The organism is Caenimonas sp. SL110 (genome assembly GCF_001044395.1).
Lineage (GTDB): Bacteria > Pseudomonadota > Gammaproteobacteria > Burkholderiales > Burkholderiaceae_C > Ramlibacter.
Window position 1 is genome coordinate 73,431 of record NZ_JANU01000008.1, and the last position, 15,649, is coordinate 89,079.

The following is a 15,649-nucleotide window of genomic DNA, read 5'->3' on the forward strand; positions in this document are numbered from 1 at the left end:
TCTGTAGGTTTAGTAGATAATCGGTGCGTGTTTGGTGTAGCTAATGTCCATGATTTGCAACCAAACGTCAGAACAGTTACGCTATATGGCAGCCCATCCACAGACTAAAGCTATGCAATATCTACACGACGAACACCAGGGCCAGCCTTCCGATGCCAACGGCGACGGCGAAGCCGACTCCCCCGCCGGCAGCTACCGCATCGGCGGGGTGTCACGCCTGACGGGCGTGCCGGTGACGACACTTCGCGTGTGGGAGACGCGGCACGCGGCGTTCAGCCCTTCCAAGAGCACCGGACGCCACCGCCTGTACACCGAGGTTGACGTGATGCGCGCGCGAATCCTGCGTCAGCTCACGGTCGCCGGGCATAGCCTGGGCGGCATCGCGCGGCTACCCCTGTCAGAGTTGCAGCGCCGGCTCACCGGATCGCGTTCGGCCGAGGCGACCGCTACGGTCTCCCCGATGAAATCGGTGTCGCTGGTGGTCGTGGGCGAGGCCGTCGCCGCGCGCATGAACGCGGCAGGCTGGAGTCAGCACTACCGGGGGCAGGCGCCGCAGGTCAGCCATGTATTTGCCGATCTGGCATCGGCCGCCGAGGCCGCCGACAGCGGGCAATTGCAGCATTGCGACATCCTTGTGGCGCGCCTCAATGCGATCCAGCGAAGCACGGCCGCCGAACTTGCCGATGCGCTCGCCCGTATCCGGGCAAACCACACGATCGTGCTGTACAACTTCGCGGCCGAACCCGTGCTGGAGGCGATGCGCGCCGACGGCATGATCCTGCGGCGCGAGCCGGTGTCGGACGCCGAACTGGTGGAAGTGATCCGCTCGGTCACGGTGGTCGACACCACCGAATCCGCGCCGGCATTCGGGCCGGGCGCAACGGTGCCGCCGCGCCGCTACTCTGATTCGGAACTTGCCAGGATCGCGTCCTCACCGACGCCCATCCTGTGCGAATGCCCGCGCCATATCGCCGACCTGATCAGCCAGCTCACCAGCTTTGAGGACTACAGCCGGCAGTGCCTGGACACCAGCCCCGAAGACGCCAGCATCCACGCCTACCTCCGATCGATTTCAGGATCGGCGCGCGCGCTGTTCGAGCACGCGCTGCAGCGTGTCATGCAGCATGCGCAGGCGTCGCCCGAAGGCGGCGCGCTGCATCAGCTACAGGATCAACGAGGCGGCTGAAAGGCTGGACACACCGGCCAGTTCGACGGCGAACTCGGCGTCGGAATCCGCATCGATGCTGCCGTAGAGCATGTGGGACGCGGCGTCGAACCTCAGCTGGCCGGTAGCATGCGAACTGCTAAAACTTGCCGAGCCGATAAAGGTGAACGCCTGGTTGCCTGAGACGGCGGTGTTCGCGTCGATACCCTGCAGGTCAATCATGTCGCCTTCAGCGGCCATGAAGTCCAGGATGACGTCGAACAAACCGGGGCCGGGCATCGAATCGCCCGCGGTTGTATAGATGAAGTGATCAGCCCCTGCCCCGCCCCACAGCGAATCCGCACCGGCCATGCCGTCCAGCCTGTTGCCCGCGTCGTTGCCTTGAAGGCTGTTGTTCAACTCGTTGCCGCGCGCCAGAATCGCGCCGCCAACCAGGGTCAGGTTCTCGACGTTGGGGTCGAGCTTCCAGGAGACCGATGCAATCACCCGGTCAGTGCCCTCGTCCAGCCCCTCGAAAACCTTGTCCTTGTGGAAGTCGACGTAGTAGGTGTCGTCACCCAGGCCACCGTACAGCGCGTCGTTCGCCTCCAGCCCGTAGATCTGGTCGTCGCCCGTTGCCCCGACCAGGTTGTCCGGATCCGGCGTGCCCATCAATATCAGGCCTTCCTCGCGGATGGTCACGTCCAGAGTCTCGGAGCGCCAGCTGGAGTTGCCGGCAGCATCGGTAGACACGACGCTCACCGAATGGATGCCGACGGACAAGGCCGAGCTGGTGATGGACCAGGTCCCGCCCGTGGCCACGTCCGTTCCCAGGACGGTGGTGCCATCGGTGTCGTACAGCGTCACTGTCGAGTTGGCTTCGGCAATGCCCCAGAACGACGGGGTGGTGTCCGACGTGATGTCGTCAGACGACGAGATGCCGTCGTCGCTGGTTTCCTTCAGGTCCGGCGCGTCCGGCCTGAAGGGTCGCGTGGTGTCGATGACCAGCGCCTCGTTCGCGCCCAGCGAACCTGCCGCGCCCGGTGTCGGCAGCGTGAGGTCTGCGTCGTTGTCGTCCGAATCCGTGATCGACCCGCCATTGAGCACCAGGGCTGCCGCGCTCCAGTAGTCCAGGTCGGCGCTGGTATCTCCTGGCTGCACCGTGTAGGTGAACGTCAACGTGCTGGTGCCGCTGCCGCTGGCGTAATTGATGGTGCGGTCGGTGCCACCGGTCTCCAGTGTCAGCTGCGGGGTGCCGCTCACCATGACGTCCTCGCTGAACTGGACCTGGAGGCTGATCACGTCGCCTGCGTTGTAGTAACCGTTGGCGGTGGTCGAACTCACGCCGACAACGATGGGCGAGTCGGGAATCACGGTGTCGATCACCAGGGCTTCATTGGCGGCCAGCGAATTGGCATCGCCGGGCGCGGCCAGGGCCAATGCGGCGCTGTTGCCCGCGTCGTCTGCGATCGTGCCGCCGTTCAGGCTCAGTGCGGACGTGCCCAGGTAGTCCAGGTCCAGGCTCGCGTCGCCGGCCTGCACGGTGTAGGTGAAGGTCAGCGTATCGGTGCCGCTGCCGCTCGCGTAATCGACGGTGCGGTCGGTGCTGCCGCTCTCCAGGGTCAGCTGAGGCGTCCCGGTGACAACCACGCCCTCGGTGAACTGGACCTGTATGGAGATCGTGTCGCCAGTCCGGTAGGTGCCGGCCGCAGAAGTGGAAGACACGCCCGCCACCGTCGGCTGAACGCCATCGATGACCAGGTCACGGTTCGCACCCAATGACCCGGCGGCACCAGGGCTGGGCAGCGTGAGGACTGCGTCATTACCGGCAGCATCGGTGACTGCGCCTGCGTTCAGGCTCAATGCCGCCGTGCCGATGTAGTCCAGGTCGGCAGCCGTGTCGCCTGCCTGCACCGTGTAGGTGAAGGTCAGCGTGTCGGTGCCGCTGCCGCTCGCGTAATCGACCGTGCGGTCGGTGCCACCGGTCTCCAGCGTGAGCTGCGGGGTACCGCTCACGGTGACCGCCTCGCTGAAACTGACCTGGACACTGATCACATCGCCGATTTTGTAGGTGCCGTTGTCAGTGGTCGAATTCACTGCGTTCACCACCGGAGCGCCCGTGTCGATCACGATGCTTTCATTGGCGCCCAGCGAGTTCGCGGCGCCGGGCTCCGGCAAGGCCAGAACAGCGCTGTTGCCCGCTGCATCCTCGATCGCGCCGCCATTGAAGGCCAGCGCGGATGCGCTCAGGTAGTCCAGGTCCAGGCTGGTGTCGCCCGCTTGTACCGTGTAGGTGAATGTGAGCGTGTCCGTGCCGCTGCCGCTTGCGTAGTCGATCGCGCGGTCGGTGCCACCGGTCTCCAGCGTCAGCTGCGGCGTGCCCGTCACAAAGACGGCTTCGGTGAACGTGATTTGGATGGAGATCGTGTCACCGGCCTTGTAGCTGCCCGCCGGTGAGGTGGAAGCCACGCCGGCGACTGTGGGCTGGATACCGTCGATCACATAGTCGCAGTTGTCACCCAGCGATCCCGAAGCGCCGGGCCGAGCCAGTTCAGTCACCAGTTCGTTGCCGGCCACGTCGGTGACCCGGCCGCCGATCACCACGAATGCCGCGCTGCTCAGGTAGTCCAGGTCATGGCTGCTGTCACCCGGCTGGACCGTGTAGGCAAACTCCAGCGTGCTGTAAAGCGTGCCGTCCCCAGGGCCGCGCGGCACGTTGGTGAAGTCGAAGACCCGGGCGTTGATGCAGGTTTCCAGCCAGAGCCGCGAACCCGGACCGAGCTCGACAGGTTCGCTCAACGTGACGACGATCGTGATCACGTCGCCGATGCCGTAAATGCCATCTTCGTTCAGCCCGTCCACGCTGATGACGGTGGGCGCCGTGGTGTCGATGACCAGCGCCTTGTTTGCGCCCAAAGAACCTGCGGCACCGGGACTGGGCAGATCCAGCACAGCGTCATTGCCGCCAGCGTCGCGGATCGTTGCGCCGTTCAGGCTCAAGGCCGCCGTGCCGAGGTAATCGAGATCCGCAGCAGTGTCGCCTGCCTGAACCGTGTACCTGAAATTCAGGGTGTTCGATCCCGAGCCGCTCGTGTAGTCGATCGTTCGATCGGTGTCACCTGTCTCCAGCGCCAGCTGCGGCGTACCGGTCACCGTCACCGCCTCGTCGAACGTGACCTGGATGGTGATCACATCGCCCGCGCTGTAGAAGCCGTCGCCCTTGCTGGAGGTCACCCCGGTGACCGACGCAGGCGTGTTGTCGATCACGATGTCCTTGTTGCCGCCCAGCGACTTGGGGCCTGATGGCGACGGCAAGGTCAGCTCCGCCTCATTGCCCGCCCCATCGGAGATCGAGCCGCCATTGGCCTGCAATGCGGTCGTGCTGGCGTAGTTCAGGTCCGCTGTCCAGTCACCGGCTTGCACCGTGTACAGGAACGTCAGCGTGTCGGTCCCGCTGCCGCTCGCGTAGTCCAGGATGCGGTCGATGGTGCCGGTCTCCAGTGTCAGCTGGGGCATGCCGGTCACGTTGACCACTTCGTTGAATTCGACCTGCACGGAGATGACATCTCCCACCCTGTAGCTGCCGTCGGCATTGGCGGAGGTCACACCAGTGACCCGCGGCGGTGTCGGGTCCACTCTCTCCATTTGGAACAGATCGAGATAATCCATGGGGGCACCTTGTTGCGGGGGGTTACAAATACTACGCCCCGCTACATCCTTGTTCAACCCCTATTTCGGCGCACAAACGCACACGGCGACGGACCGCCTTACCAGGGTAAACCCTTTGATTGGCAACTGAAGCGCGACGACCCCAGCCGTCACGACCCTAGCGACCCGCCAGGGCGTTGTAGCTGACGATGCCCAGCGCCGTCAGGCAAAGGCTTCCGGCGAGGTGCAGGAACACGATCCCCATGGCCGCCGTCACGCGGCCCTGCATCATGCTTTCGACGACCTCGGCCGAGAACGTCGAGAACGTCGTGAGCCCTCCGAGGAAACCGGTCACCACCAGCAGGCGCCACTCGGGCGACAGGTCGGGCCGCTGCATGAAATGCGCGAGGGCAAGTCCGATGAGATAACCGCCGACCAGGTTGGCGGCCAACGTACCCAGCGGAACGTGGGACCAGGTGGTGTTCAGCCACAGGCCCAGCCGCCACCGCAGGATTGCGCCTACGGATGCGCCTAACGAGATCGCGAGGATGGCTGCCATGGCGTCAAGCATAGCCACGCGTGAAAGCGGCGCACGGCCTTCACGGATGCCAGCGCGAAATCGCGCGCGGCGTTTGCGCCGATCGGGTTCCGGCCAGCGCGTACGACAACTGGTTCGCCGAGCGGATCACGCTCCTGGAATACTTCATCAGTTTCGCCTTGGACAGTCGCGCAGACGGCCCGGAGATACACAGCGAACCCAGCAGGCGCCAGTTGAGGCCGAACACGGGCGCGGCAACACTGGCGACCTCCGCCTCTCGCTCGCCCATCGAAATCTGGAAGCCCTGCTCGCGGATCGTCTCGTAAGGCTCGCCTGCAGCGCCGCTGAATGCCAGGATCACGCGCCCCGGCGCGCCCTTGTTCAACGGCAGCCGTTCACCGATGCGCACGTTGTGCCGCACCGATTGCGGCCCTTCGACCCGCGCGACACAGGACCTGACATCGCCTTCGCGCACGTAGAACGAAGCGCTTTCGCCCGTGGCCTTGACCAGCTCGTGGAGCGCGGGCTCCACGACGCGGTTCACGTCGAATCCGGCCTGGTAGCGCGCGCCCAGCCAGCCGGCAGCCGGGCCCAGGCGCCACTGGCCGTCTTCGGCCTGCACCATGTACTGCGACAGGGCCAGCGTGCGCGCCAGCCGCAGCGCCGTGGTCTTGTGCATCTGCGCACGCCGACTGAGCTCTGCCAGCGAGAGCGTCGCCTCGCCGACCTCGAATGCTTCCATCAGCGACAGCGCGCGCGTGACGGCAACGACGCCCTCGCCCCTGCCCTCCGGCTCATCCTCTGGATCGTTTCGCATGTTGCACCATGGACCGCTGTGTGAAACGGTATTGTACGGTGCGAAACGCCGGCCTACAGTCCCATTCCATGTTGCGTCGTTGCGCAATTGACGGAGACAAAACCATGAGACTTTCCCGCCGTTCCACGCTGGCATTTGCAGTTGCCTGCACCCTGGCTTCCAGCGCCTTTGCACAGGCCTGGCCCGCCAAGCCCATCCGCCTGATCGTGCCCTTCCCGGCCGGTGGCGGCACCGACATCATCGCCCGTGAAGTGGCCAGCAAGGTGACCACGCTGGGCTACACCTTCATCGTCGACAACCGGCCCGGCTCGGGCGGCAACCTCGGCGTGGACGCAGCAGCGAAATCACCGGCAGACGGCTACACCATCGTGCTGGGGCAGACCAGCAACCTCGCGATCAATCCGACCCTTTACTCCAAGCTGCCCTACGACCCGGTGAAGGACCTGACACCTGTGAGCATGGTTGCCAGCGCCCCGCTGGTCATCGTGGTTGCAGCCGACTCGCCGCTCAAGACGCTGGCCGATGTGGTGGCTGCGTCCAGGGCCAACCCCGGCGTGCTCAACTACGCGACCTCGGGCAATGGCACGGTTGCGCACCTGGCCACCGAGTCGTTCCAGAAAGCTGCGAACGTCAAGCTCACGCACGTGCCGTACAAGGGCGCGGCGCAGGGCGCGACCGACCTGATCGGCGGACAGGTGCAGCTGTATGTGTCGTCGATTCCCACGCTCATCGGCCACATCAAGAACGGCAAGATGCGGGCTATTGCGGTGACCTCCGCCAAGCGTGCGGATGACCTGCCGCAAGTGCCGACGATTGCCGAGTCCGGCTACAAGGGTTTCGAGGCCGTCACCTGGTTCGGCATCGTCGGCCCGGCCAACCTGCCCAGGGACATCCTGGCCAAGCTCAACGCCGACATCAACAAGGCCCTGCTCACGCCTGACCTGCAGAAAAAGCTCGGCGACCAGGGCGCAGATGTCGCGGGCAGCACGCCCGAGCAGTTCAGCAAACTGATCCGTGACGACATCGGCCGCTGGGGCCGTATCGTCAAGGAATCCGGCGCGAAGGTGGACTGACATGACACAGGACATCATTCGTGACTTCAAGCGCGTGCCCGCCGCCGTCGTGCGCGAGGCCGCATCATTCCAGCCCGCGATCCTGGCCGATGTGGCCGGCCGCCGAGGCGCATTGCACGGCAGCATCAAGGCGCTGCGCCCGCGCATGAAGCTGGCAGGCACGGCGCTGACAGTCGAGGTGCGTCCCGGTGACAACCTGATGATCCACGCAGCCATTTCGCTTGCAAAGCCGGGCGACGTGCTGGTGATCGACGGCAAGGGCGACCTCAACGCGGCGCTGATGGGCACCATCATGATGACCGCGTGCCAGCAGCTGGGCCTGGCCGGTGTCGTCATCGACGGCGCGGTGCGCGACACGCTTGAAATCGACGAGATGGACTTCCCGGTGTTTGCCGCCGGCTTCAATCCGAACGGCCCGACCAAGACCTGCCCCGGCCGCATCGGGCACCCTGTCACGGTCGGCGGTGTGACGGTTCATGCGGGCGATTTCGTGATCGGTGACGCCGACGGCGTGGTGGTGGTCGAACGCGAAAAGATCGAATCGCTGCTGCCCGCCGCCGCAAAAAAAGTCGCCGACGAGAGCGCGCGCATTGCGGCGATCAAGCAGGGCGACACGCAGGCCAAGTGGCTGGCTGCCGCGCTGGTTGCAGCCGGGGTGCTCAAGGAAGGTGAAGCGCTGTGAGTCAACGAAAGCCCGCCCTGCTTGTCACCGCTGCGGACCTCGCGCCGCAAGCGCTGGCGCTGCTGGAGGATTTCGAGGTCGTGTACGCGGGCAAGACTCCGGGCGAGGACGACATCGTCGCCCTGTGCAGGCAGCACGACCCGGTCGCGATCATCGTGCGCTACAGCAAGGTCGGGGCTGCGGCGATTGCTGCTGCGCCCTCGCTGCGCGTGATCTCCAAGCACGGCAGCGGCACCGACACGATCGACAAAGTCGCGGCGGCTGCGCGAGGCGTTGAAGTGCGCGCCGCCGTGGGTGCCAATGCAGCGGCAGTCGCGGAGCACGCCCTGGCGCTGATGATGGCCTGCGCCAAATCCGTGCCGGCGCTCGACGCGCGCATGCACGCAGGCTACTGGGACAAGGCCACGCACAAGAGCCTGGAGTTGCACGGCAGGACCGTGGGACTCATAGGCCTGGGCGCCATCGGCCTGCGCTTCGCGCGCATGGCAAGCGCCATGGGCATGAACGTTATCGGCTTCGATCCCTTTGCGGGCGACACACCCGGGTTCGTGAAAAAAACCGATCTGGAAACCCTGTGGCGCGAAGCCGACGTGATCTCACTGCATTGCCCGCTGACCGCAGACAACCACAAGCTCCTGAATGAGGCGACGCTGGCACAGTGCAAGCACGGCGTGATCGTTGTCAACACGGCCCGGGGCGGCCTCATCGATGAAGCTGCATTACTGGCCGCCGTGCGCAGCGGCCAGGTGTTGGCGGCAGGGCTTGACAGCTTTTGCGTCGAGCCGATGGTGCAAGGCCATGCGTTCCAGACCGAGCCCGGCTTTATCCTCAGCCCGCACATCGGCGGAGTCACCGGCGACGCCTACATCAACATGGGTGTTGCCGCTGCACGCAATGTGCGAAGCGTGATCCAGCCCCACGCATCACGCGAAGCGGTGCCGCAGCATTGAAAAAAAGGGCTCCCGTTTGCACGGGAACCCTTCTGGTTCAAACGCAATGGTCAGTTGACCAGGCGATCAGCGACCGTCCTTGTCGGAGTCACCGGGAATGGCGCGCTCTACTGCATTGCTCGCACGGTCCCAGGCATCGCGAGCTGCGGGCCGTGCATGTTCCCACTCCAGCGACGAATTGCCACGGGCGCGGCCCCAGTCACGGCTGAGTTCGGGTTCGATCTCGTCAAACGAGCGCGTGGGGTTGCGGTTGAACGACTCGACGCCTGCAGAGTAGGCGGGCTTGTAGTGGTCGTAGCCCAGGTCCTTGTGCGCATACGGACGCGATGCATGGTTCTCACGCCAGTAGCTGTCTTCGATCACCGGATCAGCTGCGTTCTTGCCCATGACCGCGCCGGCCACTGCGCCCACTGCCGCGCCGATCACAGCGCCCACGGGGCCCGTGACGCCGCCAGCCAATGCACCGGCAGTTGCACCACCGGCCACGCCGCCGAGCGCAGCGCCGCCAACAATGCCGGCACCTGCGCCGGCAACCTTCTTTTCGTCCTTGTTCATTCGATCTCCTTGTTGAAGACACTCAGGCTAAATGCCCACGAGGCTTGCGAACGCTCCACGAATTCGCATCATGGGCACCGCATGAGGCCTACACCCGTCATCGAATGCAGACACAGCAGCAGTGCAATTGATCAGGCTCCGATTGGCGGCCCGGCCGCACACCACGGCAAAATGCAACGGTTGCCCGCCCGATGCGCAGAAAGCGAACCCCATGCAATTTCACCTGAACGGTTTCAAGCCTGGAGATCCCCATGTCGAGGATGCGGCCCCGCACGTCGCAAGGCACACAGATACCGTGCCTGCCGAAGTGGACGTGCTCATCGTTGGCTGCGGTCCTGCCGGACTCACCCTTGCCGCGCAACTCGCCGCCTTCCCCGACATCCACACCTGCATCGTCGAACAGAAGGACGGCCCGCTGCAACTGGGACAGGCCGACGGCATTGCGTGCCGCACGATGGAAATGTTCGAGGCCTTCAACTTTGCAGAGCGGGTGCTGAAAGAAGCCTGCTGGATCAATGAAGTCACGTTCTGGAAGCCGGACGAGGACCAGCCGGAACACATCGCGCGCCATGGCCGCGTGCAGGACACGGAAGACGGCCTGTCGGAGTTTCCGCATGTGGTGCTGAACCAGGCGCGCGTGCACGACTTCTACCTGGAGCTGATGCGCAATTCGCCGAGCCGGCTGGAGCCGCACTACTCGCGCCGCCTCGTGGACGTGGCCGTGGACGACGCCGACCCAACGCATCCGGTGACGGTGCGTGTCGAGCGATGCGATGGCATCCACGCCGGCAAGATCGAGACCATCCGGGCGCGCTACGTCGTCGGCTGCGATGGGGCCCGCAGCAACGTGCGCAGGGCCATCGGCCTGCAACTGGTGGGTGATTCGGCGAACCAGGCCTGGGGCGTGATGGATGTGCTGGCCGTCACCGATTTCCCCGACATCCGCTACAAGGTCGCGGTGCAATCCGCACATGGCAACCTGCTGGTGATTCCGCGTGAAGGCGGCTATCTGGTGCGGCTCTATGTCGAGATGGACAAGCTCGGTGACGAAGAGCGTGTGGCCAGCCGCGGCATCACGGTTGAACGGCTGATCGAAGTTGCGCAAGGCATCCTGCATCCCTACAAGCTCGATGTGAAAGAGGTGCCCTGGTGGTCGGTGTACGAGATCGGCCAGCGAATCTGCGCGCGCTATGACGATGCGACCGACGGGTCAGGCAAGATGCCGCGCGTGTTCATCGCCGGTGACGCCTGCCACACGCACAGCCCCAAGGCCGGACAGGGCATGAACTTCTCCATGCAGGACACGTTCAACCTCGGCTGGAAACTCGCATCCGTTCTGCGCGGTCAGTGCGCACCCGGGCTTCTCGACAGTTATTCGCAGGAGCGCCAGGTCGTCGCGCAGGAGCTGATCGACTTCGATCGCGAATGGGCCAAGATGTTCAGCGACCCTGCCAGACAGGGCAACGGCGATCAATCAGACGGCGTGGACCCCAAGGAATTCCAGAAATACTTTGAGCAGCATGGGCGCTTCACCGCGGGCATGGGGACGCACTACAAAGCTTCGCTCATCACCGGCGGGGCCTCGCACCAGCAGCTTGCGACGGGCTTTGTCATCGGCACGCGATTCCACTCGGCGCCCGTGGTTCGCATCGCCGATGCGAGGCCGATGCAGCTGGGCCATGCAGGCAAGGCCGACGGGCGGTGGCGGCTGTACGCGTTTGGCGGCGCAACGGACCACACCAGCGATCAGTCGGGCATTCGCGCGCTGTGCCGATATCTGCAAGAGTCGCCGGATTCGCCGGTACGCAAGTACACCCGCGCCGGCCAGGACATGGACGGCGTGTTCGATGTGCGGGCGATCTTCCAGCAGAGCCATCACGATCTCTCCACCCGGTCCATGCCTGCCCTGCTGCTTCCGATCAAAGGCCGGTATGGATTGCACGACTATGAAAAAGTCTTCTGCCCCGACCTCAAATCCGGACACGACATCTTTGATCTGCGAGGCATAGACCGCGAGCGCGGTGCGCTGGTGGTGGTGCGCCCCGACCAGTACATCGCGCATGTCCTGCCGCTGGGTGCGCACCAAGCCCTGGCAGATTTCTTCGCGGGGTTCATGCTGCCCTGACGGCGGGTGTGTGCCTGCACCCGGTTGCGCTCGGCTCCATGCATGATGGCTCTTACCTACCGGGACCTGCACATGAAACCAAGAAAAGAAATCCTGCCCGACGTTTGCGATTTGCTCGATGACGATCACAAGGCCGTCAGGAAAATGTTCCTGGAGTTCAGGCAGATGGCAACCGCGAACACGGCCGGTTCGGTCAACACGCGCAAGGATCTTGCGATGCGCATCTGCGCCGAACTGACCATGCACGCCACGGTCGAGGAAGAGATCCTCTATCCGGCCCTGCGCAAGGAATTCAGGCAGACCTTGCTCCTGGCCGAAGCACAGGTGGAACACGCCGGTGCCAGGGATCTCATCGCCCAGATCCGATCCGCCAACGAGGTCAATGAGATGTTCGACGCGAAGGTGATGGTGCTCGGCGAAAACGTGGACCATCACGTCAAGCAAGAGCGCATCGACATCTTCCCCAAGGCCCGCGCGACCTCGCTCGACCTGGTGGCGATGCGCAAGCAGGTCACCCAACGCAAGGAAGAGTTGCGCGCCGCGCTGGCTACACCGGCCTGACTTCGCGCGGTCTGCGCCCGGGCACCTGATTCAAGGGTATTCCCTGATAGAGACGTCTCGGGTTTCGCCTATTCTTTGGATACAGAGTTCAGAACACAGCGATCTGAGCTGGTTTGCCAAATCCACCTTCGCGGAGCCCACCATGACCCCACCCCAGGACAAGTTCGAAGACAAGACCAGCTCAGGCGCGCCTTCTGTCGTCAAGAAGCTCACCCCCTTCGGCGGCTACTTCACCAACAAGGAACCCGGCCACGACAAGGAGCTGACCGAAGTCGGACCTGGCACGCCGACCGGCGAATACATGCGCCGCTTCTGGCATCCGGTGTGCATGACGCTGGAACTCACCGACACGCCGCGCTTCCTGAAGATCCTGGGCGAAGAGCTGGTTTGCTTTCGCGACGGCAGCGGCCACATCGGCCTGCTGCACGCGCACTGCGTGCACCGCGGCGCTTCGCTGGAATACGGCAAGATCGAACAGCACGGCATCTCGTGCTGCTATCACGGCATGGTCTTCGACGTCGACGGCACTTGCCTGCGCGTGCCTTTCCCCGAAGGTGAAGAAGAGGAAGGCGAGCGCTATCGCTGCTCGATCCGCCAGGGCGCATACAAGACGATCGAACATCACGGCCTGGTGTTTGCCTACATGGGTCCGCCCGACCAGGAGCCGCCCTTCCCGGAATGGGAAGGCAACTTCACCGTGGCCGAAGGCGACGAACTGGTGCCCTACAGCAACTTCCAGCATTGCAACTGGCTGCAGGTGCAGGACAACTCGGCCGACAACTATCACACCATGGCGCTGCACGCCAAGCGCCAGGTGACCGGCGAGCACTACCAGGGCACCACCTTCGATGAAGTGGGCGCAGCCTCGATGGAAGTGCCGCCCGACATGCATTTCATGCCGATCCACGGCGGCCGGGGCCTGGCCTGCTCGGGCGCGCGCCGCTCCGACGACGGCCACATGTACATCCGGGTCCAGCACCAGGTGCTGCCCAACCTCAGCCTGCACGCCTACACCTCGGAAGACGGCCACAAGAAAAAGCTCTTTGGCCGCTTCCACATGATCCGCTGGACGGTGCCGGTGGACGACACCAACACCAAGATGCTGGGCTGGCGCGTGATGGGTCCGGGCATCGACACACGCGGCATCGGCGACAAGAGCCTGGTGGGCTACGAAACCATCGACTTCCTCGAAGGCCAGGTGGCCCTGCGCCGCCCGGAGCGTTTTGGGAAATACAAGCTCGAAGACCTGCCGCCGATCCCGACCGACCACCGCGCGCGCCCCAACTACAAGGACTGCCAGTACGCACCCGGCGACTACGAAGCCATCATCAGCCAGCGCCCCATCGCGATCCACGCGCTGGAGAACCCGACCAAGTTCGACGCGGGCCTGTATATGTTCCGCAAGCTGCTGCGCGATGCCGTGCGCGGTGCCAATCCCAAGGCCACGCCCGAAGCGTTCGCGGCCTGGCTGAAAGACTGCGGCGGCGAGCCCAACAGCTACTGCTCGGGCAATGTGTTCGAGCTGCCCGTGGGCCGGACGAAGGAAGAAGAAGTCACGCTGCGCCGCTATCTGGCGAAACAGGTCGTGGCGATCCTGACCGAATCCGACAGCATGAAAGGCGCCGAGCGCGAGAGCTTCGTGAAGGCGCGGCTGGAAACCCTGCAGCAGGACGTGCTGGCACGCAGGCAGGCATGACAGCGAACCTGCCTGCGGGCCTCAGTGAGTTTGAAGCAGCGACCATGCCGCTGCTGCGGCTGCGGGTGCAGGCCATCCGCTGGCAGGCCGAAGCGATCCACGCGTTCGACCTGGTGGACCCGGATGGCGCCGAGCTGCCGCCGGCAACGGCTGGGGCTCACGTGGACGTTCACTTGCCCGACGGCCTGGTGCGGTCGTACTCGCTATCGGGCGATCCGGCCGACCGCAGCGTCTGGACGCTGGGCGTGCTGCGCGAACTCAATGGCAAGGGCGGCTCCAGTGCCATGCACAACAGCGTGCGCGTGGGCGAACTGCTCACGGTGGGCGCGCCGCGCAACGCGTTTGCCCTGGTGCCAGGTGCCGCGCACACGGTGCTGCTGGCGGGCGGCATCGGCATCACCCCGATCAAGGCAATGGCGCACACACTGGCCGCGCAGGGCGAATCGTTCGAGGTTCACTACTGCGCACGCACGGCGCGCAATGCCGCGTTTGTCGCCGAACTGCGCGCGCTGGTGCCACCGGGCCGCCTGCACTTTCATTTCGACAACGGCGTACCAGGTCAGGGCCTGGACATCACGGCCCTGCTGAAGCAGCAAGCTGCCGGTGCGCACCTGTACTACTGCGGCCCTGTGGGCTTCATGAAAGCCTGCGCCGATGCCAGCACCCACTGGACACCCGGCAGCGTGCACTTCGAACACTTCAAGCCGCCGGAGCCCGCACCCAAGGCTGCGCCCGATGCGAGCTTTGAAGTGCGCCTCGCACGGCGTGGCATCACCTTGCCGGTACTGCCCGACCAAACCATCGTGCGGGCCATCGAGCTGGCGGGTCTTCGCGTGCCCACTTCCTGCCTGTCGGGCCTGTGTGGTTCGTGCAAGGTCGACTACCTCGAAGGCGACGTGGAGCACAACGACTACATCCTGAGCGACGAAGAAAAAACGCACTGCATGACGCTGTGCGTGTCGCGTTGCCGCAGCCCGCTTCTCGTCCTGGACCTCTGAAACATCAACCCCATCGCCTCTGGAGAACACCATGCTCGACAAAGTCAAGAACCACTCGATCTACCAACCCACGCAGCCCGGCCTGATCTACCCCGAAGTGCCCGAGTTCGACAACTTCGAGGCGGACCGCCTGCACCGCAAGCAGCGCCTGGTGGCCGCGTGCCGCGCCTTTGCGCTGGAAGGTTTCGACTACGGTTTTGCGGGTCACCTCACCATCCGCGACCCCGAGCATCCCGAGCTGTACTGGACCAATCCGATGTGCGTGCACTTCAACCAGGTCAAGGTGTCCAACCTGATCCTGGCCGACCACAAGGGCCGCGTCGTGCAAGGCAGCCACGCCCTCAACCGCGCCGGCTTCGTGCTGCACGCAGCCGTGCATGAGGCGCACCCCGACATCATCTCGATGTGCCATGCCCACACGGTGTACGGCACGGCCTTCGCTTCGCTGGGCCGCGCGCTGGACCCCATCTCGCAGGATGCTGCGGCCTTCTTCGAGGACCACGTGGTGATCCGGGACGAGGCAGGGCAAGTGGCTGTCGAAGAAAGCGCGGGCCTGGCCGTTTGCGACTGGTTCAAGGGCGTCAAAGCCGCCATCCACCAGAACCACGGCCTGCTCACCGCCAGCCGCCACAGCATCGAGGCTGCGGCGTTCTGGTTCATCGCACTCGAGCGCTGCTGCCGCCAGCAGCTGATGGTGGAGGCGACCGGCCACAAGCCTGTGCTGGTGACGCCTGAGCGCTCGCGCTACAGCCGTGAACACGTCGGGTCCGAGTACATCGGCTGGCTGCACTTCCAGCCGATCTACGAGCACCTGGCCATCAGCCAGCCGGACATGTTTGACTGACGGTCAAAACTAGAATCA

At 64.6% G+C, this 15,649-nt stretch carries 13 protein-coding genes; 9 read left to right on the plus strand and 4 right to left on the minus strand.

The genetic code is table 11. The annotated features are described in order from the left end of the window. The first annotated feature begins 112 nt into the window (after positions 1-112). A complete protein-coding gene (locus AQ12_RS05945) occupies positions 113-1,186 on the plus strand; it encodes a MerR family transcriptional regulator (protein ID WP_048438956.1) in 1,074 nt (357 codons plus the stop codon). On the opposite strand, the gene AQ12_RS21950 is transcribed toward AQ12_RS05945, so the two are convergent. From AQ12_RS21950 to AQ12_RS05960, 3 genes are all read right to left on the minus strand, one after another. Then, on the minus strand, positions 1,163-4,813 hold the full coding sequence (locus AQ12_RS21950; protein ID WP_053076571.1) for an S-layer family protein: 3,651 nt from the start codon (positions 4,811-4,813) through the stop codon (positions 1,163-1,165). The genes AQ12_RS05945 and AQ12_RS21950 overlap by 24 nt on opposite strands. A gap of 157 nt (positions 4,814-4,970) precedes the next feature. Continuing rightward, positions 4,971-5,351: a fluoride efflux transporter CrcB gene (gene crcB / locus AQ12_RS05955; RefSeq protein WP_048438993.1), complete on the minus strand. Its 381-nt coding sequence runs from the start codon at positions 5,349-5,351 to the stop codon at positions 4,971-4,973. Between the two features lie 40 nt (positions 5,352-5,391). Next, a complete protein-coding gene (locus tag AQ12_RS05960) occupies positions 5,392-6,147 on the minus strand; it encodes an IclR family transcriptional regulator (RefSeq protein ID WP_048438957.1) in 756 nt (251 codons plus the stop codon). Between the two features lie 104 nt (positions 6,148-6,251). Here AQ12_RS05960 and AQ12_RS05965 point away from each other — a divergent pair, with 104 nt between their 5' ends. Genes AQ12_RS05965 through AQ12_RS05975 form a run of 3 tightly spaced genes read left to right on the plus strand, consistent with a single transcriptional unit; the run spans position 6,252 to position 8,852 of the window. Continuing rightward, complete coding sequence (locus AQ12_RS05965) at positions 6,252-7,220, plus strand: tripartite tricarboxylate transporter substrate binding protein (protein WP_048438958.1); 969 nt, start codon at positions 6,252-6,254, stop codon at positions 7,218-7,220. Position 7,221: 1 nt separating this feature from the next. Further along, complete coding sequence (locus AQ12_RS05970) at positions 7,222-7,902, plus strand: RraA family protein (RefSeq protein ID WP_048438959.1); 681 nt, start codon at positions 7,222-7,224, stop codon at positions 7,900-7,902. Then, positions 7,899-8,852 (plus strand): NAD(P)-dependent oxidoreductase, encoded by a 954-nt coding sequence (locus tag AQ12_RS05975; RefSeq protein WP_048438960.1) that lies wholly within the window; start codon positions 7,899-7,901, stop codon positions 8,850-8,852. The genes AQ12_RS05970 and AQ12_RS05975 overlap by 4 nt, the downstream gene beginning before the upstream one ends. Before the next feature lie 66 nt (positions 8,853-8,918). Here the strand turns inward: AQ12_RS05975 and AQ12_RS05980 are convergent, their stop codons facing one another. Continuing rightward, entirely contained in the window at positions 8,919-9,407 is a 489-nt protein-coding gene (locus tag AQ12_RS05980; protein ID WP_048438961.1) for a hypothetical protein, read from the minus strand. 211 nt (positions 9,408-9,618) lie between these two features. On the opposite strand from AQ12_RS05980, the gene AQ12_RS05985 reads away from it, so the two are divergent. The 5 genes from AQ12_RS05985 to AQ12_RS06005 all read left to right on the plus strand — a co-directional run bounded on the left by AQ12_RS05985 (position 9,619) and on the right by AQ12_RS06005 (position 15,631). Beyond that, a complete protein-coding gene (locus tag AQ12_RS05985) occupies positions 9,619-11,532 on the plus strand; it encodes an FAD-binding monooxygenase (protein ID WP_048438994.1) in 1,914 nt (637 codons plus the stop codon). Between the two features lie 72 nt (positions 11,533-11,604). Then, positions 11,605-12,093 carry a hemerythrin domain-containing protein gene (locus AQ12_RS05990; RefSeq protein WP_048438962.1) on the plus strand — a complete coding sequence of 163 codons (489 nt, stop codon included), beginning with the start codon at positions 11,605-11,607 and terminating at the stop codon, positions 12,091-12,093. Positions 12,094-12,235: 142 nt separating this feature from the next. After that, positions 12,236-13,789 carry a Rieske 2Fe-2S domain-containing protein gene (locus AQ12_RS05995; protein WP_048438963.1) on the plus strand — a complete coding sequence of 518 codons (1,554 nt, stop codon included), beginning with the start codon at positions 12,236-12,238 and terminating at the stop codon, positions 13,787-13,789. Further along, entirely contained in the window at positions 13,786-14,787 is a 1,002-nt protein-coding gene (locus AQ12_RS06000) for a PDR/VanB family oxidoreductase (RefSeq protein WP_048438964.1), read from the plus strand. The genes AQ12_RS05995 and AQ12_RS06000 overlap by 4 nt, the downstream gene beginning before the upstream one ends. Before the next feature lie 31 nt (positions 14,788-14,818). After that, positions 14,819-15,631 (plus strand): class II aldolase/adducin family protein, encoded by an 813-nt coding sequence (locus AQ12_RS06005; protein WP_048438965.1) that lies wholly within the window; start codon positions 14,819-14,821, stop codon positions 15,629-15,631. The last annotated feature ends 18 nt before the right edge of the window (positions 15,632-15,649 follow it).

What these genes read in the sequence shown, in the direction of transcription:
- AQ12_RS05945 (WP_048438956.1), top strand. Translation starts at nt 113, where the DNA reads ATGCAATATCTACACGACGAACACCAGGGCCAGCCTTCCGATGCCAAC.
- AQ12_RS21950 (WP_053076571.1), bottom strand. Translation starts at nt 4,813, where the DNA reads ATGGATTATCTCGATCTGTTCCAAATGGAGAGAGTGGACCCGACACCG.
- crcB (WP_048438993.1), bottom strand. Translation starts at nt 5,351, where the DNA reads ATGGCAGCCATCCTCGCGATCTCGTTAGGCGCATCCGTAGGCGCAATC.
- AQ12_RS05960 (WP_048438957.1), bottom strand. Translation starts at nt 6,147, where the DNA reads ATGCGAAACGATCCAGAGGATGAGCCGGAGGGCAGGGGCGAGGGCGTC.
- AQ12_RS05965 (WP_048438958.1), top strand. Translation starts at nt 6,252, where the DNA reads ATGAGACTTTCCCGCCGTTCCACGCTGGCATTTGCAGTTGCCTGCACC.
- AQ12_RS05970 (WP_048438959.1), top strand. Translation starts at nt 7,222, where the DNA reads ATGACACAGGACATCATTCGTGACTTCAAGCGCGTGCCCGCCGCCGTC.
- AQ12_RS05980 (WP_048438961.1), bottom strand. Translation starts at nt 9,407, where the DNA reads ATGAACAAGGACGAAAAGAAGGTTGCCGGCGCAGGTGCCGGCATTGTT.
- AQ12_RS05985 (WP_048438994.1), top strand. Translation starts at nt 9,619, where the DNA reads ATGCAATTTCACCTGAACGGTTTCAAGCCTGGAGATCCCCATGTCGAG.
- AQ12_RS05990 (WP_048438962.1), top strand. Translation starts at nt 11,605, where the DNA reads ATGAAACCAAGAAAAGAAATCCTGCCCGACGTTTGCGATTTGCTCGAT.
- AQ12_RS05995 (WP_048438963.1), top strand. Translation starts at nt 12,236, where the DNA reads ATGACCCCACCCCAGGACAAGTTCGAAGACAAGACCAGCTCAGGCGCG.
- AQ12_RS06000 (WP_048438964.1), top strand. Translation starts at nt 13,786, where the DNA reads ATGACAGCGAACCTGCCTGCGGGCCTCAGTGAGTTTGAAGCAGCGACC.
- AQ12_RS06005 (WP_048438965.1), top strand. Translation starts at nt 14,819, where the DNA reads ATGCTCGACAAAGTCAAGAACCACTCGATCTACCAACCCACGCAGCCC.